The organism is Erythrobacter sp. W302b, from assembly GCF_046452395.1.
Lineage (GTDB): Bacteria > Pseudomonadota > Alphaproteobacteria > Sphingomonadales > Sphingomonadaceae > Erythrobacter.
The window spans coordinates 1,848,037-1,868,827 of sequence record NZ_JBKFDH010000001.1 but is presented as its reverse complement, the minus strand read 5'-3'; the positions used below and the strand labels follow the sequence as shown (position 1 = coordinate 1,868,827).

Sequence of the window (20,791 nt, the reverse complement as noted above, 5' to 3'; positions counted from 1 at the left end):
AATGAAGCTGCGAATGCGTTTGAACGCGCTCATCGGCTTCTTGGCGGTCGCGTTCACAGCCTCGTCTCTGCCTATTGCTGCTAATGCGCAGGGGCTGCAACGGGTCAACGTAGGCACAATTACCTCAACCCAAAGCTGCACCTACTATCGCAACTATTCAGGCAGCAAGCTCGAGTATAGCGAGGAGTACTATGCGCGAGTATGGGGCGCTGCGGCTGCTGCCCGCTATTATGCTGCTCACACGACGTGGCGAAGCTGGGTGGTTAAGGACTGCCAAAGCAATTTCCAAACGATGCGAAGCGCCGTCGAAGCGGCTTTAGCTTCATCTGGGCGGCTGACCACCGGGCGCGGTGGCTATTCGCTGGATATAACCATTTCGGACATAGGAGAGACTGCCCCAGCCCGTTCTTTGCCCGTCGATGGTCCGGATGATTATTCCACAAGCTGGGGCACCGCCAGCGCGACGGTATCCTTCACTCTCAAGGATGCAGCAGGGCGCAGTATCGACGGCGGTGTCGTGACGAAGCAGATCGAGATGTCGCGCACCATCGACACGGCAGATTTGGCTGTACGCGTCTCTGAACCCGGTGCGTCTGTTTATGATCTTATGCAGCGTGAGGTGGCGCAAATGATAGCCCGGCGCATAGCGTTCAAAATTGATCCTTTGCGAGTGACAGCAATCGAGGATGATCTCGTCGAATTGAATTATGGAGGGGCTTTGCTTGCGGTGGGGAGTATCGTCGATGTGAGCAAGACTCGCGGGATCGGCGTTGTCCGGTACCGCGTGATTTCGGCTACTGGCAGCAATGCTGCCGCGCAGGTCGATGGTGACAACGATACGTCGGACATTGACGTAGGCAACCTTGGCACTTTCATCGAAGATGACAGCGACGCGGCAAGCGCGCGAAGGTTTCGACGCAAACGGTTGCCTTAGCTAGCGAGCGAACCAAACTTACCGCTCAAAACTCGCATCCTTCATGGACTTCAATGCCTGCTTGGTGTGTCGCCCTGTGCAGGGCAATGCTCGGATTTGAGCTAGTGCCGTCCTTCCCCCGCCGCACCTTGCCCGTTTTGCTGTCAGGGATTAGCCAGAGCCGCTAGTCGAGGCTGACATGTTCGCGCTTGGCCTTTAGCAGTTCCGACCGCCGGGCCCCGGATAGCTAAGAACGCTCGTCGCCGTGCAACCTGCTCGCTTTGCTGCAGCGCTAATTGACAAGTTGAAAGACGAAGTCTTTATCAAAGCAAAATAGGGCTTTAGAGTTTGAATGCTTTTGTATCGCGAGGGGGTTGGATGAGATGGTCAGAGTATCCGCCCATCCGACAGCGAGAACTGGCTCTTCAGACGCATCACGCAGCGCGGCGCAAGGTGTGTCTTGGACGGCGGCCCAGAAGGAACAACATGTGAGCGTCCGCCACCCTCGAGCAACCGGACTTGTCAATACCAAGAATTGTCGAGCCCTGAAAAAAACTCTTTGTTTTAGAGGGGGATGCCCCCTAATCGATGCATCCCTTTCGAGAAGGAAAAAACAATGAGGAAGTTACTACTGTGTGGATTGGTCTTCGCATCGGTAGGCACAGCTACACCAGCTCTCGCGGACGGCTTAGTGCTCGAGGGCAACGGAGCGCGTTCCGAGGGGGTTTGGGGAGCTGAAGCAGGCCTTGGGTATGAGATCACCGCTGGTGGCTTTTCGCTCCGCCCGGTTGGCGGTGTTTTCGTCTACCAAGGCAATGATGATCGTTACGTATCGGATACATTCAACAACGGCCAGACCCGTTGCCGCGACACGACAAATGGCCAGTTCGCAGACGATCGTCTGTGCGATGACACAGCGCTGAAGGCCTATGGCAAACTCGAAGCATCATACACCTTCGCTGGCAGCATCGAGCTTGGCGGCGGCGGGCGATACGATGGTGGCGAGGTCCGACCGTACGGCTTGGTGAGCTTTCCGATTGCGCCACGCTTTCGGATCCATGGAAATGTCGGCGAGGAGTTCATCGCTGTAGGCCTGCGCGGAGCCTTCTAAAATGATGAGGTGCCGGCTTCCTTCAGGGCGTCGGCACCTATCTGTCGGCCTTGAATGTAAATTGAGAGACCCATTGGTCAGGGTCCCCTTCAGCCATTCAAATGGTACCTAAAGGTCTAATTGGAAATGCCTTTCGAATAAGTCGGTTTCGCTGTTAGTGATTGGCGTGGGTCAGACCACGCTTGCAGTTCGACACCGCCGAGGGGAAAGACCAGATGCAGGAGATGTTGAGAGAGGTCCTGAACCTCCAACTCGAGTTCTCGTCCGAGAATACTCCCGCCATGGAGCGCAGGGGCCAGCTCGTTCGCAACCTGATGCCCGAAGAGCTGCGCCAATGGATAGCGGTGATTGGTGCAGTCTCCAGCCCAGTCACGGAATGTCGAGCGAAACCCATGTGTGGTAATGTGGTGATAGTTCATCCGGCGCAGCAGCATCGCCTTGGCCATATTGCTGCGCGCTGCACCACCAACGGCAAAGACCGGGTCAGTCAGTTGAACCTTTTGCCCACGCAGCTTGTCGAGTAACGGCTATGAACCGCCGTTCCCGCGTAGCCGGTGCCGTTAAGCGGGTTAGTTGGGCGCAACGCCACCCCGGCAATCTCGATAAACTTGTCGCATCATCTCAACCGGAATCGAGTAAGCGGATCTCACTGCTTCCTACAGAATACTACCTGGAGTGGTTGCTATGTGGTTGCTAGGAAAAATTGGTTAGCAAGGGTATTGGCATAAGTTTCTGAATTTATGGTGCCGGCTACAGGATTCGAACCCGTGGCCCCCTGATTACAAATCAGGTGCTCTACCAACTGAGCTAAGCCGGCGGACCGTGAGCGCGCCTTAAACTCACAATGCACCGAAAGTCCAGCCTTCGGTGCGGGCGATCTCGGGGGTGAGGGTGGGCGGATGCCACAGATCGCGCTCGCCATGCACGCGGCGCAGCCACGCGGCGGTCAGCAGCGCGTCGGAGGAGTGGTCATCGATGGCGCCCGTCCCTCGCACCGGCGGCGAGCCGAGTGCGTCCAGGGCGTCGTTGAGAGCGTCATAGCTCCTGATCTTGGTCGCTGGCCCCGTCACGCCGCCGAGGCGCGCGGCCATCGAGGTGTAGATTTCGGTCACGACCGAGCCTTCCTGCGGCAGCGGATCAACCGGCCAGACGGGCACTGTGCGACCCAGCCGGTGCAGCATCCGCATCCCGGTCAGGCTCGACTTGCCGACCTGGGCCGCGCCGACGAGGTTGAAATTGCTCACCGGGCGCACGCCCTGCTGGCGCTGGGCGGCCTCGGCCACGCGGAAGCGGCCTTCGCGGGTGGCCGCGCCGGGGAGGAGGAAGCGGTCGCCTGTCGCGCCTGCGCCGTGGCGGAAATAGCGTGAAGCCTCGGGGTGGGCCACAAATCCGCCCGCTTCGAGGTGCGGATGACTTGCGCACAACCCGTCAATGAGTGCCCAAAGACCGCGCGCATCGGGCGGACTGGCATCCCACCCCGGAAAGAACGCGCCCGCGTCCACAAACGGCAATGAGATGCCGAGATCGAGCCCCACCAGCGTCGGTGCCTCCAGCCCTGCGATCAGCGCCAGCACCTCCCCCCGCGCCCAACCGCGTGGATCGGGCGGGGCGATCAGCACCGGCGCGCCGCCATCGGCCAGCGCGGCTGCCAGCGCGATCCCCTTCTGGCGCGGCCCTTTGGCCCCCGACCAATCGACCGCCAGAAATTGCGTGAAACGACCCGTCACCGCTTGCGCTTCGCCACCGGCTTCATCGCCGCCGCCTGCTGATGCGCCAGCCGTACGGCATGGCGCACCCGCTCGGGATCGGGGCTGTCGAAGCGCACCAGCACCGCGCCGTAGCCTTCGTAGTGGGGGGTCTGCCAGAAGGTTGCGGGGTCGGTCGCCATCAGCATTTCGGCGGTCGCAATGTCGATGTGGAGCGCGAAGGAGGTCTCGCTCTCGCGACCCGTGCCGAGGAAAGCACGGCCGTTCGTCGCCACCTTCACCGCAGGCTTGCCGTAGCTGGTCGAGAGCTCCGTTCCCGGCAGGGTCAGTGCGAAATCGCGGGCGGCGTCCCAACGATCGAGTGCCCCGCTCATCCGCGTTCCCTTCGCAGCTTGTCCCAGTAATCGAGCCGCTTCTTCACCTCGCGCTCGAACCCGCGTTCGACGGGGGTGTAGAACTTCTGGGGCTCCATCTCCTCCGGCCAGTAATTGTCGCCCGAAAAGCCCTCGGGCGTGTCGTGGTCATAGGTGTAGCCCTTGCCGTAGCCGAGGCTTTCCATCAGGCCAGTCGCCGGATTGACGATGTTCATCGGCGGCATCAGGCTGCCGGTCTCTTTCGCGCTTTTCCAGGCGGACTTTTGCGCCAGATAGACGGCGTTGGATTTGGGCGCGGTCGCCAGATAGACGCACGCCTGCGCCAGCGCCAATTCACCCTCGGGGCTGCCGAGGAAGCGGTAGGCCTCCATCGCGGCCATGCATTGCGTCAGCGCGTGGGGATCGGCGAGGCCGATGTCCTCCACCGCCATCCGCACCAGCCTGCGGGCGAGGAACAACGGCTCTTCGCCCGCCGTCAGCATCCGCGCGAGGTAGTACAGCGCCGCCTGCGGATCGGACCCGCGCACGGCTTTGTGCAAGGCGCTGATGAGATTGTAATGCCCGTCGCGGTCCTTGTCGTACACCGCCACGCGGCGTTGCAGGAAACTGCCCAGCATCGCCGGATCGAGCGGTTCGCTGAGACCCGCGGCATAGAGCGTTTCGGCCTGCCCCAGCAGGAACCGCCCATCGCCATCGGCCTGCGCGATCAGCGCGCTGCGGGCCTCGGGCGTGACGGGGAGGGGGCCTTCCAGGCCTTCCGCCTTTTCGAGCAATGCCGCCAGCGCCGTCTCGTCCAGCCGGTTCAGCACCAGCACCTGCGCGCGGCTGAGCAGCGCGGCGTTGAGCGCGAAGCTCGGATTTTCGGTGGTCGCGCCGACCAGCGTCACCACCCCGCGTTCGACATAGGGGAGGAAGCCGTCCTGCTGCGCGCGATTGAAGCGATGGATCTCGTCCACGAACAGCAGGGTCTTGCGGCCAGCGCCCGCCATCGTTTCGGCCTCGGCAAAGGCCTTCTTCAAATCCGCCACGCCCGAGAACACCGCGCTGATCGCGACATAGCGCATACCCACGGCGTCAGCGAGCAGGCGGGCGATGCTGGTCTTGCCGGTGCCGGGCGGCCCCCACAGGATCATGCTGGCGAGCTTGCCCGCCGCCACCATCCGCCCGATCGCGCCCTCGGGGCCGGTCAGGTGCTCCTGCCCCACCACCTCGGAAAGCCGTCGCGGCCGCAGCCGGTCGGCGAGTGGGGCGTCATCGCTTGCGCCCTCGCGCGGAGCCTCCTGGGCGTCTTGTCCGAACAGGTCAGTCATTCGTCGGTCTGGATAGGGCATCGGTCAGAAAAGGAAACTCCCGCCAGCGGGACGCCTTGAAACGATAGCTCTAAGATATATCTTGGGTGTATCGCTGATATAGGCGAGGAGGAACGAATATGACCTGGAACCGGTATGGCCGCGGTGGCGGCTGGGAAAAGCTCGCCGAGGCAATGGCGACGATGGCGATGAATGGGAACGTCAACTTCGGCGGCCCGGGCTTCAAGATGCGCGCGCGCTTCGACGAGGATTTCCCGCGCGGCCGCGAGGCTGATGGCGAAGAGGGCGGCGAGGGCTATCGTGGCCGTCGTGGTGGCCGCCGCGGGCGGATGTTCGGCCAGGGTGAACTGCGCCTCGCGCTGCTGGCGCTGATCGCCGAAAACCCCTCGCACGGCTACGAACTCATCAAGGCAATCGAGGAAATGACCGGTGGCGATTATGCCCCGAGCCCGGGCGCGGTCTATCCGACGCTCCAGCTTCTCGAAGATGAAGGCAGCATCGAGGAAGCCGAGGCCGAGGGCGCCAAGAAGCCCTTCGCCGCGACCGCGCAGGGGCTCGAGGAACTCGAGGACCGCCGCGACGAGGTCAAGGCGCTGCTGCGCCGTCTCGGTCGGCATGGCGAACGCACCACCACGGTCCGTTCGCACGATGTCTTCCGGGCGATGGGCAACCTGGGCAGCGTGCTGAAGAACCGCGCCAAGGCGGGCAAGCTCGACGAGGAGACGATCAACCAGATCGTCGACATGATCGACGAGATGGCCAAGCGTATCGAACGCCTGTGAGCGTGCGCAACCGCAATTGCGGTTGATGTAGGTTAGGAATACACTCTCCCCCGACCGGGTCGCGCCGGACGGGGGAGGGGCACCCATGAATGATACGACACTCGGCACGGCCAAGGTGCCGTGGCATCTGTGGCTGATTGGCGGATTGACGCTGCTGTTCAATGCCATGGGTATCATCAGCTACACCATGACCAAGTTCGACATGCTCGCTGACGCTGGCATGACGGCGGATCAGATTGCTTTCATGAACGCCTATCCCGCCTGGGCCAGCGCTTTCTGGGCGCTGGGCGTGTGGGGGGCCTTTGCCGGATCGGTGCTGTTGCTGCTGCGATCGCGCTTTGCGGTCCCGGCGATGGTGGCGGCGACCATCGGCCTCGTCGGCACGACGGTTTACAATTATGGCCTGATAGACGTGCCAGCCGCGATGGAAGCGCCCGCGCTCGACATCGCGATCTGGGCGGTGACGCTTTTCCTGCTGCTTTACGTGCGGCGGATGGCGGCGGCCGGGGTGCTGAAGTAACGCTGCGCGCCCATCAGGCGGCCCGCGCCGCCTGCGCCGCGCGGCGTTCTTCGACCAGCCGGACATAGGTATCGGCGACGACCTGATTGATCGCCTCCCAGCTATAGTCGCAGGCCCGCGTCTCGCCTGCCGCGCCGTGTGCGGTGCGCAGGGCGGGATCGGTGCAGTAGGGTGCAAGCGCGTCAGCGAAGGCGGCGGCGTCGCTGCCCTTGGCCCCTGACGGCGCGACCAGTCGGCCAATGACGCCGTCGGCAACCAGACTGGCGCTGCCGGTGGCCCCCGCGGCGACCACCGGAAGGCCGCTTGCCATGGCTTCCAGCGTGACATTGCCGAAGGTCTCGGTGACGCTGGGGTTGAAGAACACGTCCCCGCTGGCGAGCGCCTGTCCCAAGGCCTCGCCGGTCTTGAACCCGGCAAAGATCCCGCCGGGCAGATTCGCTTCGAACCAGCCGCGCGCCGGGCCGTCGCCGATCACCAGCACCTTGTGCGGCGCACCCGCGGCGCGCAGGCGCACGATGGTTTCGGCAAAGACATCAAGGCCCTTCTCCATCACCAGCCGCCCGAGGAAGACGATGGCCACATCATCTTCGGCCAGACCCAGCGAGCGTCGCCATTCGGGATCGCGGCGGGCGGAGGAAAAGATCGTGCGGTCCACCCCCCGGCTCCACAACCCGATGCGGGTGTGCATTCCCATCGCCAGCAATTCGTCGATCATCGACTGTGACGGCGCCACCAGCGCATCGCAGCGATTGTAGAACCGCCGCAGACCCTTGACGATCAGCGGTTCGAGAAAGGCCATGTTGTAATAGCGCGGATAGGTCTCGAACCGGGTGTGGACGCTGGCGAGCACCGGCAGGCCCCGCGCGCGCGCCCAGCGCAGCGCGGCGTGGGCTGACATATCGGGCGAGGACAGGTGGACGATGTTGGGCGCGAAGGCCTCCAGATCCTGTTTCACGGATCGCCCAAGATGCGTGGGGAAGCGGTATTCGCCGCGCCCTTTCACCGGCATCGGGACATTGGGCAGGCCGATCAGATCGCCCGTCGCCGGGAAATCGGGATTGGCGACCTTGGGCGAATAGACGCGCACCTTGGCGCTCTTGGCCAGCAGCGAGCCGACCAAGCGGTTCAACGCCTGATTCGCCCCGTCGCGGGTGTAGTTGTAGTTGCCACTGAACAGGGCAATGCGGAGATCGGAAATGTCCATGGAACGGGCTGATTAGTAACATTTGCCGCGCTTGGCGAGGGGCTATCCCCGCGGCCATGCCCGCGGCCGATGATTCATTCATTGACTTGTTACAGCCCGCCACTAAAGCCGCCCACGGGCCACGCGGTCCCAACGCCGCGCGAGCTCTCTGCAAGGAGAGAATACATGACTGAGTATGCACGCGGGCTCGCACACGAGCCGACGCTTAAGCCTGAACGCCCCTTCTTTTCCTCGGGCCCCACGGCGAAATTCCCCGGCTGGTCGCTGGACACCCTCAAAACCGACGTTCTCGGCCGCTCGCACCGTTCGGCGCTGGGCAAGGCGCGTCTGAAGTACGCGATCGACCTGAGCCGCGAACTGCTCGGCATCCCCGATGACTATCTGATCGGCATCATGCCCGCGTCGGACACCGGCGCGCTCGAAGCCGCCATGTGGGCGATGCTCGATCCCGCGCGCCCGGTCACGGTCGCGGCGTGGGAGAGCTTCGGCAATATCTGGATTCAGGACGCGGTGAAGCAGCTGAAGCTGCCCAACCTGCAGGTCCTCACCGCCGATTATGGCGAGATCCCCGATCTCACCACCATCCCGCAGCGCAATGACGTGGTGTTCACCTGGAATGGCACGACCTCTGGCGCGATGATCCCGAACACCGACTGGTTGGAGCCGGGCCGCGAGGGCATCACCATCAACGACGCCACCAGCGCGATCTTCGCGCAGGAAATGGACTGGTCGAAGCTCGATGCCACCACCTATTCGTGGCAGAAGGTGATGGGCAGCGAAGCGCAGCACGGCATGCTGATCCTCAGCCCCAAGGCGGTTGCGCGTATCGAAAGCTACGATCCGCCGTGGCCGCTGCCCAAGCTGTTCCGCATGAAGAAGGGCAACAAGATCAATCTCGGCATCTTCGCGGGCGAGACGATCAACACCCCTTCGATGCTGGCGACCGAAGATTACATCGCGGCGCTGGAATGGGCCAAGAGCATCGGCGGGCGCAAGGCGCTGGTCGAACGGGCCAATGCCAACGCCAAGATCGTCAAGGACTGGATCGAGGCCACCCCGTGGCTGCGCAACATGGTGTCCGATCCGGCGCAGCAGACCAATACCGGCGTTTGCCTGGTGTTCCAGGGCGAATGGTATGATGCCCTCTCGGACGACGACAAGGCCGCCGTGCCCAAAAAGATCGTCAAGCTGCTCGAAGAACGCAATGTCGGCTTCGACTTCAACGGCTACCGCGACGCGCCGCCGTCCTTGCGCATCTGGTGCGGTTCGACCGTCGAGCAGGAGGATCTGAAGCGCCTGCTGCCGTGGATCGAATGGGCCTACGAAAAGGTCAAGAACGGCTGAGGCCGTCGCAATTCGCGTCGCCCCGGACCTGATCCGGGGCCGCTCTCCCCAATGCACCAGCGCGTGTTGCGCGCGATCCCGGGTCAGGCCCGGGATGACGAGTGGAAGGTATTCAAAATGACCCGTCCCAAAGTTCTCATTTCCGACAAGATGGACCCCAACGCCGCGCGCATTTTCGAAGAGCGCGGCTGCGATGTCGATGTCATCACCGGCGAAACGCCCGAACAACTGATCGCCCGCATCGGCGACTATGATGGCCTCGCGATCCGTTCCTCGACCAAGGTGACCAAGGCGGTGCTCGACGCCGCGACCAATCTGAAGGTCATCGGCCGCGCCGGGATCGGCGTTGATAACGTCGACATCCCCTATGCCTCGTCCAAGGGCGTGGTGGTGATGAACACCCCGTTCGGCAACTCGATCACCACCGCCGAACACGCCATCGCACTGATGTTCGCGCTGGCCCGGCAGATCCCGGAAGCGAATGCGCAGACGCAGGCAGGCCAATGGCCGAAGAGCGGGTTCATGGGCGTGGAGCTCACGGCCAAGACCCTCGGCCTGATCGGCGCGGGCAATATCGGCTCGATCGTCGCCACCCGCGCGCTCGGCCTCAAGATGAAGGTGATCGCCTATGATCCCTTCCTTACTGAAGAGCGCGCCGTCGAGATGGGCGTGGAAAAGGTCGATCTCGATACGCTGCTGAGCCGCGCCGATTTCGTCACGCTGCACACACCGCTGACCGAGGAAACCCGCAACATCCTCAGCCGCGAGCGGCTGGAGAATGCCAAGAAGGGCATCCGCATCATCAATTGCGCGCGCGGCGGCCTCATCGACGAAGCGGCTTTGAAGGATTGCCTCGAAAGCGGTCAGGTGGCCGGGGCCGCGCTTGACGTGTTCGAGACCGAACCGCCCGCCAAGGATCACCCGCTGTTCGGCGCGCCCAACTTCATCTGCACCCCGCACTTGGGCGCATCGACCACCGAAGCGCAGGTCAATGTCGCACTGCAAGTGGCCGAGCAGCTTGCTGATTACCTCGTCAATGGCGGTGTCACCAATGCGCTCAACGTGCCGTCGCTCTCGGCCGAGGAAGCGCCCAAGCTGCGCCCCTATATGTCGCTGGCGGAAAAGCTTGGCAGCCTTGTCGGCCAGCTGGCGCATGGCAATCTGACCCACATCAGCATCGAGCGTGAAGGCGCCGCGGCGGAACTCAACGGCAAGCCGATCACCGCCGCTGTGCTGTCGGGCTTCATGCGCCGCTATTCGGACACGGTGAATATGGTCAACGCCCCGTTCCTCGCCAAGGAGCGCGGGCTCGACGTGAGTGAAATCCGTCATGACCGCGACGGCGCATTCAATACGCTGGTGCGTGTGACAGTGGAAACCGCGCAGGGCCCGCGTTCGGTCGCGGGCACGCTGTTCGGGACGGAATCGCCCCGACTGGTCGAAATCTTCGGCATCGGGATCGAGGCCGAGCTGTCGGGCCACATGCTCTACATCGTCAACGACGACAAGCCGGGCTTCATCGGCCGTATCGGGACGCTGCTGGGCGCACGCGGGATCAACATCGGCACCTTCAACCTTGGCCGCCGCGAAGCGGGCGGGGAAGCGGTGCTGCTCTTGAGCCTCGACGAAGCCCTGACGCCAGAAGTGGTGGCCGAGGCCGAGAAGGTCGAAGGCGTGAAGCTGGTCAAGGCGTTGGCGTTCTAAGGAACGCTTGCAATTCATCGTCACCCCGGCGAAGGCCGGGGCCCAGAGGCGAGGGGCGGGACTGGGTCCCGGCCTTCGCCGGGATGACGAGCGATTGCATATGACCCAACCCAACGACCTCCTCCCCGAAGGCCTCGAAGACCGCCTGCCGCTCGAAGCCGCGCGGATCACGGCGATGATGCGCGCCTGCCTCGATGTGCTGGACGCGCATGGCTATGACCGCGTGCGCCCGCCGCTGCTTGAATTCGAAGCCTCGCTCGCGGGCCGAATGGCCGGTGCCGTCGCGGGCGAGGCGCGGGCGATGTTCCGCTTCGTCGATCCGGCGAGCCTGCGCACGCTCGCTCTCCGTTCTGACATGACCCCGCAGGTCGGACGGATCGCCGCGACCAGCCTCAAGACCGCCGCCCGCCCACTGCGCCTCGCCTATTGCGGCGACACCGTGGTGATCAAGGCGAGCCAGCTCGATCCGGCGCGGGAGCGCCTGCAACTTGGCGCGGAGCTGATCGGGTCGGATTCGGTCGCCGCCGCCAGCGAAGCGGTCATGCTCGCAATCGAGGCGCTGACCGCGGCTGGTCTCACCGGCATTTCGGTCGATTTCACGCTGCCCGACCTCGTCGATACGCTGTCGGCCAAGGCCTTCCCCCTGTCCGACGACCAGATCGAGGCGGTGCGGCGCGAACTCGACACCAAGGATGCGGGCGGATTGAAGGCGGCGGGCGGCGCAGCCTATCTGCCGCTGCTCTATGCCACCGGGCCTTTCGGGGCCGCGCTCGCCGCATTGCGCGATGTCGATGCGGGCGGGGCGCTGAAATCGCGGCTGGACGGGCTGGAGCAGATCGCGGCCCATATTGGCGATGCGGCCCGTATCACGCTCGACCCGACCGAGCGGCACGGGTTCGAATATCAATCGTGGTTCGGCTTCACGCTTTATGCCGAAGGCCTGCGCCGCGCGGCCGGGCGGGGCGGTACCTACCGGATCGCGGGCAGCAACGAGCCGGCCACCGGCTTCACGCTCTATCTCGATCGTCTGGCCGACGCAGCCCCGCAGCCCCAGGCGGCGCGCACCTGCTACCTCCCGCTCGGCCATGACCGGGCGGCGGCGGCCAAGCTGCGGGCAGAAGGCTGGCGCACGCGGGCGCAGCTGGCCGAAGGGGAGGACGCAGCGGCACTGGGCTGCGACTATGTCCTCACCGCCAGCGGCCCCGCCGGGTGGGAGCGGCCCTGATGACCGACGCCCCCAAGGCCATCACGCTCGAAAACGATCCGCTGGCGGCCTACTGCTTTTCGCCCGCATGGCAGGTCGGCAATCTGCTGTTCCTGTCCGGGCAGGCGAGCATCGGCACAGATGGCAGCATCGTGGGCGCGGGCGACTTCGACGCGCAGCTGGCGCAGACCTTCGCCAATATCGAGCGCGTGCTGGCGGCGGGCGGGAGCGATCTCAGCAAGGTGGTCAAGGTCACCATCTACCTCACCGACATGGCGAACTTCCCCAAGATCGTGGAAGCCCGGCAACGCTGGTTCACGCCGCCCTATCCGGCCGATACGACGGTCGAGGTGAAGGGCTTGGCGCTGCCCGAACTGATGGTCGAGATCGACGTCATCGCAGCGGTCTAAGCGGGATACCTTCTAATCCCCTGTCCCGGGTCAAGCCCGGGACCGGGATTGGTCCTTATCCCAGCACCTTCTTCAGCCACGCATCCATCACCGGGGTGGCGGGATAGTCCGGCTCTCCCAGCTTGCGGTTGATTTCGGCATGGCCGCGCAGGCCGTCACCGGGGAAGCTGCCGACCTCGACCGCCGTGCCCGCGCGCCGCAGGGCTTCTGCCAGCGCCTGGTTCTGCGCCACTCCGTCCTCGCGCTGGACGTGGATCAGCAGGAAGGCAGGTGCATTGGGGGCGGATGCGTGGAGGGTGGGGGAGAGGGCCCGCTGGCGCGCGGGATCGGTGCCGAACGCCTGTTCGTAGGTGCCGCCCATCAATCGCCCGGCCTGCGCCATCTGCGCGGGGACATCATAGGCCGCGCCGTCATTGGGCATGACGCCGTCGATATCGGCGAAGCTGAGGCCGGCGGCGCGCAAATAGCGCTCGTCCGTCCCCACCAGCGCCACCAGATGCGCGCCCGCGCTATGCCCGGTCAGCACCACGCGGCTCCGGTCAATGCCGAGCGCGTCGGCACGTTTCAGCAGATGGGCGAGCGCCGCCGCGACATCCGCCGCCTGCTGCTCGACCGTGGCAGCCGGGACCAGACGGTAATCGATCGAGGCAAAGGCATAGCCTTGCGCCAGCATATGCCCCGGCAGCGCGCGGCCCATGGCGTTGCTCTTCGACCCGCGCTTCCACCCGCCGCCATGGACGAACAGGACGAGCGGCGCAGGCTTGGCCCCTTCGGGCACCCACAGGTCGAGCCCTTGCAGAGGATCGCTGCCATAGGCCAAAGTCTGCGGGGCAGGCGCCTAAGCCGCTGCGCCGCCACCGCGCGTGCCCCGCTCACCGCCGCGTGCTTCCATCCGCGCACGCAGCTCCGACTGACAGCCGTCCGACAGCTCGCCCCGTTTTTCGCGGAGGCAGGCGCGCATCTGGCTGCGATCACTGCCGCAGAGTTTCACGATCTCGGCGCGGCATTCGCCCGCGTTTCGCTCTCCACTTCCGCGCCGCTGTTGGGCGAGGATCGGGCTGGCGAGCACCGCAATAGCGGCGACGGCGATCAGGGCTTTGGCTGGGGTGTTCATCGGCAATATCCTTGTGACATGTTGTCCGCTCAACGCCGCCGTCCGCAAAACCCTTCGCGTCCGGCCCCGACCCTTGCCACTCCCGCCCCAAACGCCTAGGCCCCGCGCGGCTTTTCTCGCCACCAGTTTACAAGGATACACATGGCCAACGTCACCGTGATCGGCGCCCAGTGGGGCGATGAGGGCAAGGGCAAGATCGTCGACTGGCTCGCCAGCCGGGCGGACGCCGTGGTGCGTTTCCAGGGCGGGCACAATGCCGGCCACACACTGGTGATCGACGGGAAGACGTACAAGCTCTCGCTGCTGCCTTCGGGCATCGTCTCGGGCACGCTGTCGGTGATCGGCAATGGCGTGGTGCTCGATCCCTGGGCGCTGCGTGACGAGGTCGCCAAGGTCGAGGGGCAGGGCGTTTCGATCACGGACGAGAACCTCGCGATTGCGGACAACTGCCCGCTGATCCTGCCGCTCCACCGCGATCTGGATGGCCTGCGCGAGACGGCGGCAGGGAAGGGCAAGATCGGGACGACCGGGCGCGGGATCGGCCCGGCTTACGAGGACAAGGTCGGCCGCCGCGCGATCCGGGTGTGCGATCTGGCGCATCTCGACACGCTGGAGCCGCAGCTTGACCGGCTTTGCGCGCACCATGACGCGCTGAGGGCGGGTTTCGGCCAGCCCCCGGTCGACCGTGCCGCGCTACTCGAGGAACTGCGCGAAATCGCGCCCTTCGTGCTGAAATTCGCTCAACCGGTCTGGAAGCGCCTCAAGAAGGTGCGCCGCGCGGGCGCCAAGATCCTGTTCGAGGGCGCGCAGGGCGTGCTGCTCGATGTCGACCACGGGACCTATCCCTTCGTCACCAGCTCCAACACGGTGAGCGGCACGGCGGCGTCCGGCTCCGGCCTCGGCCCCAATTCGACCGGCTTCGTGCTCGGCATCGTCAAGGCCTACACCACTCGCGTCGGCTCGGGCCCGTTTCCTACCGAGCTTGAGGACGCAATCGGGCAGGGTCTGGGTGAGCGCGGCCATGAATTCGGCACCGTTACCGGGCGCAAGCGCCGGGTCGGCTGGTTCGATGCCGTGCTGGTGCGCCAGTCCTGCGCGATCAGCGGTGTCACCGGCATCGCGCTCACCAAGATCGACGTGCTCGACGGGATGGAGAAGGTGAAGATCTGCACCGGCTACCGTCTGCGCGGCAAGGTCTATGACTACCTGCCCAGCCACGCCGCCGATCAGGCCGAATGCGAGCCGATCTACGAGGAAATGCCCGGCTGGAGCGAGAGCACCGCGGGCGCGCGCAGCTATGCCGATCTGCCGGCAGCGGCGATCAAGTATATCCAGCGCATCCAGGAGCTGATCGAATGCCCCGTCGCGCTGGTCTCGACCAGCCCCGAGCGCGACGACACGATCCTGATGCGCGATCCCTTTGTGGACTAGTAAGCTGCTTGCAACTCTTACTCTCCCTTCCCCTTGGGGAAGGGTTGGGATGGGGGTTCGGCGGTGAGGGGGCAAGGCATGGTCGCGGGCGTGGAGCCCCCACCCCCGACCCCTCCCCGAGGGGAGGGGAGATGGAGATTGATTGCAGGGTCGTCCGCAGGCTAATCTCCCCTGCGTGACACGTTTCGCTTTACTGCCGCTGCTGGCCATTGCCGCCTGCGCCAACCCGCCGGTCAAGCAGGCCGAGGCCCCGTCCTCCCAGCCGCCGCTGGCGCGGGAGGCGGCGCGCATCGTGCCGGAGCGGCGCTTCTCCACGGTCGATTACCTCATCGTCGACAAGTCCGAACGGTTGATGATCGCCTATGCCGGGGGGCAGCCGGTCAAGGCATGGCGCGGCCTGCAATTCGGCGATGCCCCGTCCGGGCACAAGCAGTTCGAAGGCGACGAGCGCACGCCCGAAGGTCGCTATGTGATCGAAGGTCGCAATCCCGGCAGCGCCTATCACCTGAGCCTCAAAATCTCGTACCCCAACGCCGCAGATCGCGCCTTCGCCCGCCAGTATGGCCGCTCGCCCGGCGGTGATATCTTCCTCCACGGCCAGCCCAATGCCCTCCCAATGGGTCGGATGCCGGGCGATTGGACGGATGGCTGCATCGCCCTTTCCAACGATGAGATCGAGGAACTGTGGCGGATCGTACCCGATGGCACGGTGATCGAAATCCGGCCTTGAATCAGAGCACGGCCAGCCGCGCGCAGGCCACCTGATCGAGGCGGGTGGTTTGACCTTGATCCGTTTTTGTTCTACACACGTTCCAACATTGTTGGAGTCGCGCGCATGTTGAACAATGCAGCCAATCTGGCCGATTTTTCCTATGACATCGTTGACGATGGATCGGGCCTGCCCGCCCGCGTGGCGATCTTTGCCGAGGATGAAGGCTTGCGCCATCAGATCGGCGCAGACCTGGGCGGGGCGGGGTTTCGCAGCATTGATGGCGGGACGCTGCGGTCGCTGCTCGAGGGGCCGATTGCCTTGCTGGGCGATGTGGTGGTGGTCGATTGCGTGGTCACGGGCGCGCGCGGGATCGACGGGATGATGCTGGCGGGCCTTGCGCGGCTCGATATGCGGGTGGCGCGGTCCGGGGCGAAGCTGATCGTGGCGACAAATCTGGCGGGGCTGGATGATGTGTTCGCGGTGCTTGATCAGTCCAATCCGCTTATCCTGATCGCGCCCAGCCGCGCCGAACGGTTGATCGCGGTGGGGCGGGTGATGGGTGAAGCGGGCGCGGCGCGCTTGCGCGAGATGGGTGAGGAAGACCGCGTGGCCTTGCTGCGCCTTTCGCAGCAGGTTGAAGCGATTGCCCATTCGCTCGACCGGATGGGCCACGGCGCCGCACTGTTCGCGCCGAAGCTGGGCGAGCACAAGCGGGATTATCACGCGCCCGAAGCGGGTTTGGTCAGCGGTTTTGGGGCTGCGCAGCCGCCGCTGCCCGATCCGCAGCTGGTGCGACAATTGATCGCGAACCGTCAGGCACGCGCGCGGTTCTTCGATCCGGCGCTGTTCGGCGACCCGGCGTGGGACATGCTGCTCGATCTGACCGCTGCGCATGGCGAAGGCGCGCAGGTGTCGGTCACGTCGCTGTGCATAGCGGCAGGCGTCCCGGCGACGACGGCGCTGCGCTGGCTGACCCAGATGGTGGAAAGCGGGATCTTCCAGCGCGTGCCCGATCCAGCGGATCGCCGCCGCGCTTTCATCGCGCTGAGCGACAAGGCAATCGCGGCGATGTCAGCCTATTTCGCCAGCCTGCGCTCGCCGGTGTTGCAGGCCGCTTGAGCTTATGACTCAGGCGGAGCGGGCCGCCAGCGCAGGATAAGGGTCAGGCCGGTTGTGGCGGTGCCTGGCGCCGGCTCGGTCCGGTCGAGCCCGGCTTCGCGCTCGCGCAAGGTCTCACGCTCTGCATCGGCGCGGGCACGGGCCAGAATGGCAGGCGGAACTGGGCCGTCGATCAACAGGACATCCGCTTCACCCAAGAGGCGCGCCTGCCGCAGGGTCAGGTCCTCAGGATCGGGGCTGGTCAGGGTGACGTCGACAGTCGCGCCGGTGGCGGGAGGGACGCTGCCCTCCATCCAATCGCCGACCTTCTGAAAGGACGCAGGATCAAACGGATCGAGCGTACCGCCTTCCCGCAACGCGGCGTCCACCGCACGCCGCCGGGCTGCGCCTTCGGGAAACCGCTGCCGCAGCGCCGGCCTTGCGGCCTCCAATGCCTTGGCCAGCAACCCCAGCGTCTCGGGCAACACCCGCTCCAGCCGCAGCCGGACATGCTTCGCCAGTCCCGCCGAGGCTCCGCCCGTCCCAATTGCCACCAGCAGCGGATCACGGTCCAGGATGCTCGGCGTGGTAAAATCGCACAGTTCCGGCCGGTCGACGACGTTGACCAGCATCCCCGCACAGCGCGCATTGATCGCCGCCACCTCACAGGCCTGCGCGTCCTCGTAGGCGATGAAGGCGAGCCGCACGCCCTCGTCGATCGCGCGGGGCAAGTCATCGATGATCACGCCGCCCGCCCGTTCGACCAGCCGCCGCTTGGGCTCCGCTGCGGGCCCATCGCCCAGAACCAGCACGCTCTGCCCGGCGATCTGGTGGAACAGCGGCAGGCTGGCGATCTGGCTCATCAGAGCCTCATGCCAGCCATTCGGGCACGCGCTCGGCATCCATGATCGCGCCCGCTTCGATCCGGTCGGCGACCACGGCGAACTTGTCGCCATCGACCAGCACCTCGGCTACGAACCCGCGCGAATTGTAGGACGAGGCCATGGTCGCGCCGTAAGCCCCCGCGGTGCGAAACACGGCGAGGTCGCCCGCTTCCAGAAGGTCGCATTCGCGGCCCATCGCGAAGGTGTCGCCGGTCTCGCAGATCGGGCCGACGATGTTGGCGGTCATCTGCGCGCCCTTCGGCTGCACTGCCTCGAAGTGGTGATAGGCCCCGTACAGCGCAGGCCGTGCGAGATCGTTCATCGCCGCATCGACGATCACGAAGGGGTCCTTGATCCCGCGCTTGACCCGCACCACGCGGGTCAGCAGCACGCCCGCATTGCCTGCGATCACCCGGCCGGGCTCGAAGATCAGCTTGACGCCCCAGTCCTTCGTCACCCGCGCCACCATCGCGCCATATTCAGCAGGCTGGGGCAGCACCTCGCCCACGCGGTAGGGCACGCCGAGGCCCCCGCCGAGGTCCACGTGCGTCACCTCATGCCCCGCGCCGCGCAGCGCCTGGACCAGCACGCCAAGCTTTGCGAAGGCGGTTTCCAGTGGTGCGAGATCGGCGAGCTGGCTGCCGATATGCACCGCCACCCCGCGCAGGTTCACGCCGGGCAGGCCTGCGAGCTTGCCGAAAATCTGCCCCGCCTCGCTGATGGGCACGCCGAACTTGTTGTCGGCCTTGCCGGTGGAGATCTTGTCGTGCGTCCCCGCGTCGACATCGGGATTGATGCGCAAGGTGCACTGCGCGGTCATCCCCCGCGCGGCGGCGATTTCGGCGAGCTCGATGCCTTCTTCCTCGCTTTCGATATTGAACTGGCCGATCCCCGCATCGAGCGCCGCGACCATTTCGGCTGCGGTCTTGCCCACGCCCGAGAACACGATCATCTCCGGCGCGATCCCCGCCGCCAGCGCGCGGCGCATCTCGCCCACCGACACGACATCGGCGCCCATGCCCTGCGCGCCGAGCACCTTGAGCACCGCAAGGTTGGGGTTCGATTTCACCGCAAAGGCGATCAGCTTGTCCGGCACATCCGCCAGCGCCTCGCGGAACACCCGCGCATGACGTTCGAGCGTGGCGCGCGAATAGACATAGACGGGCGTGCCGACCGCCTCGGCGATCAGCGGCAGCGGCACATCTTCGGCGTGCATCACGCCGTCACGATAGGCAAAATGGTCCATGGTCTTCGCTTCTATTCAGGCGGCAGATCGAAGGGGTCGTCCGCGCGCTCCTCCGAGCGGCGGCGCAATTCGACCGAGCGTTCGGGCGCGGCAAGGGCATCGCGGCGGAGCAGTTCCTGCGCGGTCGGTTTGTCGGGCGCGCCATAGGGCGCGTCTGGCAGGGTCGCGCCTTCGGGCGGGGTCAGCGGCGAGACAGTGCCACAGGCCGATAGCACGCCCGCGAGGCCCAATATGGCAAACTTGCGCATCATTCCTCCATACCCAGCGCAGCGCGCGCGCGGGCGACCTGCAAACGGACCTGATCGGGCGCGGTTCCGCCATAGGACGCGCGCGCCGCGACCGACGCGTCGACCGACAGCGCAGCATAGACGCTTTCGTCGATCCGCGCATCAATCGCCTTGAGGTCTTCAAGCGGCAGGGCGTCCAGTGCGATGCCGCGCTGTTCGGCGAGCTTCACCGCCGCGCCCGTGATGTGATGCGCCTCGCGGAACGGGATGCCGCGGGCCCGCACCAGCCAGTCGGCCAGATCGGTCGCGGTGGCATAGCCGAGCTCGGCCGCGGCGCGCATCCGGGCGGTGTTGAAGGTGGCGCCCGCGATCATCCCGGTCATCGCCGCAATGCTCAGCGCCATTAGGCCAGCCGCCTCGAACACCGGCGGCTTGTCGTCCTGCATGTCCTTGGAATAGGCGAGCGGCAGGCCTTTCATGGTGATCATCAGGCTCGTGAGCGCGCCGATTACCCGCCCGCTATGGCCGCGCACCAGTTCGGCGGCGTCGGGGTTCTTTTTCTGCGGCATGATCGACGAGCCGGTCGAGAGGCTGTCGGGCAGGCGGATGAAGCCGAAGGGTTGGCTCGCCCACAGGATCAGCTCCTCGGCGAGCCGCGAGAGATGCAGGGCCGTCGCGGAACAGCACCACAGGAAATCGAGCGCGAAGTCACGGTCGGACACAGCGTCGAGCGAGTTTGCCGTCGGCCGATCAAAGCCGAGCGCGGCGGCTGTGGCCTCCCGGTTGATCGGGAAACCGGTGCCAGCCAGCGCCGCGCTGCCGAGCGGACATTCGTTCATCCGCACCCGCGCGTCGGCGAGCCGCGCCCGATCACGCCGGATCATCTCGTAATAGGCCATCAGGTGGTGGCCCAGCGTCACCGGCTGCGCGGTCTGCAAATGGGTGAAGCCGGGCATGATGCTGTCCGCGTGCTCGCCCGCGCGGGCAACGAGCGCGCGCTGCAAGGCGGCCAGCCCCTCGTCCATCTGCGCGGCGGCATCGCGCACCCAGAGGCGGAAATCGGTCGCCACCTGATCATTGCGGCTGCGCGCGGTATGGAGCCGCCCGGCGACCGGGCCAATCAACTCGGCCAGCCGCGCTTCGGTGGTCATGTGGATGTCTTCGCGGTCCCAATCCTCGGGCACGCCATCGCGTTCGTATTCGGCGGCAACCGCGTCGAGGCCTTTGGCGATCATCAACGCATCGTCAGCAGCGATGATGCCCGCTGCGCCCAGCATCGCAACATGGGCTTTGCTGGCGGCGATATCCTGCCGCCACAGCGCCTTGTCGAACGGGATCGAGGCGTTGATTTCGCGCATGATCGCGCTAGGGCCATCAGCGAAGCGCCCGCCCCACATGGCGTTGGTCGCACCCGTATCGGAGCCTGTCATGTCCCGCTCGTCGCTCATTCTGGCCCTACCGCTCCTGCTGCTGGCGGGATGCGATAGGGCTGCCGAG

General features: G+C 65.3%; 21 protein-coding genes, 1 tRNA gene and 1 pseudogene. 12 read left to right on the top strand and 11 right to left on the bottom strand.

Annotation, left to right across the window (positions count from 1 at the left end; all coding sequences use genetic code 11):
* The first annotated feature begins 1 nt into the window (after position 1).
* From ACLBKT_RS09170 to ACLBKT_RS09160, 3 genes are all read left to right on the top strand, one after another.
* Complete coding sequence (locus ACLBKT_RS09170; RefSeq protein ID WP_410182612.1) at positions 2 to 934, top strand: hypothetical protein; 933 nt, start codon at positions 2 to 4, stop codon at positions 932 to 934.
* 670 nt (positions 935 to 1,604) lie between these two features.
* Positions 1,605 to 2,024, top strand: coding sequence for a hypothetical protein (locus ACLBKT_RS09165; RefSeq protein WP_410182611.1), 420 nt, complete (start codon positions 1,605 to 1,607; stop codon positions 2,022 to 2,024).
* Between the two features lie 182 nt (positions 2,025 to 2,206).
* A complete protein-coding gene (locus ACLBKT_RS09160; RefSeq protein ID WP_410182610.1) occupies positions 2,207 to 2,548 on the top strand; it encodes a hypothetical protein in 342 nt (113 codons plus the stop codon).
* Between the two features lie 217 nt (positions 2,549 to 2,765).
* Here the strand turns inward: ACLBKT_RS09160 and ACLBKT_RS09155 are convergent.
* The 4 genes from ACLBKT_RS09155 to ACLBKT_RS09140 form a co-directional block, all read right to left on the bottom strand.
* Positions 2,766 to 2,841, bottom strand: a tRNA-Thr gene (locus tag ACLBKT_RS09155).
* A 22-nt stretch (positions 2,842 to 2,863) separates the two neighbouring features.
* A complete protein-coding gene (locus ACLBKT_RS09150; RefSeq protein ID WP_410182609.1) occupies positions 2,864 to 3,751 on the bottom strand; it encodes a hypothetical protein in 888 nt (295 codons plus the stop codon).
* Positions 3,748 to 4,104 carry a hypothetical protein gene (locus tag ACLBKT_RS09145; protein ID WP_410182608.1) on the bottom strand — a complete coding sequence of 119 codons (357 nt, stop codon included), beginning with the start codon at positions 4,102 to 4,104 and terminating at the stop codon, positions 3,748 to 3,750. The genes ACLBKT_RS09150 and ACLBKT_RS09145 overlap by 4 nt, the downstream gene beginning before the upstream one ends.
* Entirely contained in the window at positions 4,101 to 5,414 is a 1,314-nt protein-coding gene (locus ACLBKT_RS09140; protein WP_410182607.1) for a replication-associated recombination protein A, read from the bottom strand. Before ACLBKT_RS09140 ends, ACLBKT_RS09145 begins: the two co-directional genes overlap by 4 nt.
* A gap of 119 nt (positions 5,415 to 5,533) precedes the next feature.
* Here ACLBKT_RS09140 and ACLBKT_RS09135 point away from each other — a divergent pair, with 119 nt between their 5' ends.
* Together ACLBKT_RS09135 and ACLBKT_RS09130 are read left to right on the top strand one after the other, a co-directional pair.
* The gene (locus ACLBKT_RS09135; RefSeq protein ID WP_410182606.1) at positions 5,534 to 6,196 is read left to right on the top strand and encodes a PadR family transcriptional regulator; all 663 of its coding nucleotides are present in this window, start codon (positions 5,534 to 5,536) and stop codon (positions 6,194 to 6,196) included.
* 85 nt (positions 6,197 to 6,281) lie between these two features.
* Positions 6,282 to 6,716 carry a hypothetical protein gene (locus ACLBKT_RS09130; RefSeq protein WP_410182605.1) on the top strand — a complete coding sequence of 145 codons (435 nt, stop codon included), beginning with the start codon at positions 6,282 to 6,284 and terminating at the stop codon, positions 6,714 to 6,716.
* Between the two features lie 13 nt (positions 6,717 to 6,729).
* Here ACLBKT_RS09130 and ACLBKT_RS09125 read toward each other — a convergent pair whose 3' ends face one another.
* Complete coding sequence (locus tag ACLBKT_RS09125) at positions 6,730 to 7,920, bottom strand: glycosyltransferase family 4 protein (RefSeq protein WP_410182604.1); 1,191 nt, start codon at positions 7,918 to 7,920, stop codon at positions 6,730 to 6,732.
* Positions 7,921 to 8,085: 165 nt separating this feature from the next.
* Between ACLBKT_RS09125 and ACLBKT_RS09120 the strand changes: the two genes are divergently transcribed.
* The 4 genes from ACLBKT_RS09120 to ACLBKT_RS09105 all read left to right on the top strand — a co-directional run bounded on the left by ACLBKT_RS09120 (position 8,086) and on the right by ACLBKT_RS09105 (position 12,582).
* On the top strand, positions 8,086 to 9,264 hold the full coding sequence (locus ACLBKT_RS09120) for a phosphoserine transaminase (RefSeq protein WP_410182603.1): 1,179 nt from the start codon (positions 8,086 to 8,088) through the stop codon (positions 9,262 to 9,264).
* Between the two features lie 117 nt (positions 9,265 to 9,381).
* The gene (gene serA / locus ACLBKT_RS09115) at positions 9,382 to 10,968 is read left to right on the top strand and encodes a phosphoglycerate dehydrogenase (RefSeq protein ID WP_410182602.1); all 1,587 of its coding nucleotides are present in this window, start codon (positions 9,382 to 9,384) and stop codon (positions 10,966 to 10,968) included.
* 100 nt (positions 10,969 to 11,068) lie between these two features.
* On the top strand, positions 11,069 to 12,193 hold the full coding sequence (locus ACLBKT_RS09110) for an ATP phosphoribosyltransferase regulatory subunit (protein ID WP_410182601.1): 1,125 nt from the start codon (positions 11,069 to 11,071) through the stop codon (positions 12,191 to 12,193).
* Positions 12,193 to 12,582 carry a RidA family protein gene (locus ACLBKT_RS09105; protein ID WP_410182600.1) on the top strand — a complete coding sequence of 130 codons (390 nt, stop codon included), beginning with the start codon at positions 12,193 to 12,195 and terminating at the stop codon, positions 12,580 to 12,582. The genes ACLBKT_RS09110 and ACLBKT_RS09105 overlap by 1 nt, the downstream gene beginning before the upstream one ends.
* A gap of 55 nt (positions 12,583 to 12,637) precedes the next feature.
* Here ACLBKT_RS09105 and ACLBKT_RS09100 read toward each other — a convergent pair.
* Both ACLBKT_RS09100 and ACLBKT_RS09095 read right to left on the bottom strand, forming a co-directional pair.
* Positions 12,638 to 13,417: pseudogene (locus tag ACLBKT_RS09100) on the bottom strand (alpha/beta hydrolase); the annotation flags it as partial.
* Positions 13,418 to 13,420: 3 nt separating this feature from the next.
* Complete coding sequence (locus ACLBKT_RS09095; protein ID WP_410182599.1) at positions 13,421 to 13,696, bottom strand: hypothetical protein; 276 nt, start codon at positions 13,694 to 13,696, stop codon at positions 13,421 to 13,423.
* A gap of 141 nt (positions 13,697 to 13,837) precedes the next feature.
* Here ACLBKT_RS09095 and ACLBKT_RS09090 point away from each other — a divergent pair, with 141 nt between their 5' ends.
* The 3 genes from ACLBKT_RS09090 to ACLBKT_RS09080 all read left to right on the top strand — a co-directional run bounded on the left by ACLBKT_RS09090 (position 13,838) and on the right by ACLBKT_RS09080 (position 16,958).
* Positions 13,838 to 15,127 carry an adenylosuccinate synthase gene (locus ACLBKT_RS09090; protein WP_410182598.1) on the top strand — a complete coding sequence of 430 codons (1,290 nt, stop codon included), beginning with the start codon at positions 13,838 to 13,840 and terminating at the stop codon, positions 15,125 to 15,127.
* A gap of 175 nt (positions 15,128 to 15,302) precedes the next feature.
* On the top strand, positions 15,303 to 15,857 hold the full coding sequence (locus tag ACLBKT_RS09085) for a murein L,D-transpeptidase family protein (RefSeq protein WP_410182597.1): 555 nt from the start codon (positions 15,303 to 15,305) through the stop codon (positions 15,855 to 15,857).
* Positions 15,858 to 15,962: 105 nt separating this feature from the next.
* A complete protein-coding gene (locus ACLBKT_RS09080; protein ID WP_410182596.1) occupies positions 15,963 to 16,958 on the top strand; it encodes a MarR family transcriptional regulator in 996 nt (331 codons plus the stop codon).
* A gap of 2 nt (positions 16,959 to 16,960) precedes the next feature.
* Here ACLBKT_RS09080 and ACLBKT_RS09075 read toward each other — a convergent pair whose 3' ends face one another.
* Genes ACLBKT_RS09075 through argH form a run of 4 tightly spaced genes read right to left on the bottom strand, consistent with a single transcriptional unit; the run spans position 16,961 to position 20,691 of the window.
* A complete protein-coding gene (locus tag ACLBKT_RS09075) occupies positions 16,961 to 17,800 on the bottom strand; it encodes an NAD(P)-dependent oxidoreductase (protein WP_410182595.1) in 840 nt (279 codons plus the stop codon).
* A 7-nt stretch (positions 17,801 to 17,807) separates the two neighbouring features.
* Positions 17,808 to 19,067: a diaminopimelate decarboxylase gene (gene lysA, locus ACLBKT_RS09070; protein WP_410182594.1), complete on the bottom strand. Its 1,260-nt coding sequence runs from the start codon at positions 19,065 to 19,067 to the stop codon at positions 17,808 to 17,810.
* 11 nt (positions 19,068 to 19,078) lie between these two features.
* Entirely contained in the window at positions 19,079 to 19,318 is a 240-nt protein-coding gene (locus ACLBKT_RS09065) for a hypothetical protein (protein ID WP_410182593.1), read from the bottom strand.
* Positions 19,315 to 20,691 (bottom strand): argininosuccinate lyase, encoded by a 1,377-nt coding sequence (gene argH, locus ACLBKT_RS09060; RefSeq protein ID WP_410183673.1) that lies wholly within the window; start codon positions 20,689 to 20,691, stop codon positions 19,315 to 19,317. Before argH ends, ACLBKT_RS09065 begins: the two co-directional genes overlap by 4 nt.
* Positions 20,692 to 20,791: the final 100 nt, after the last annotated feature.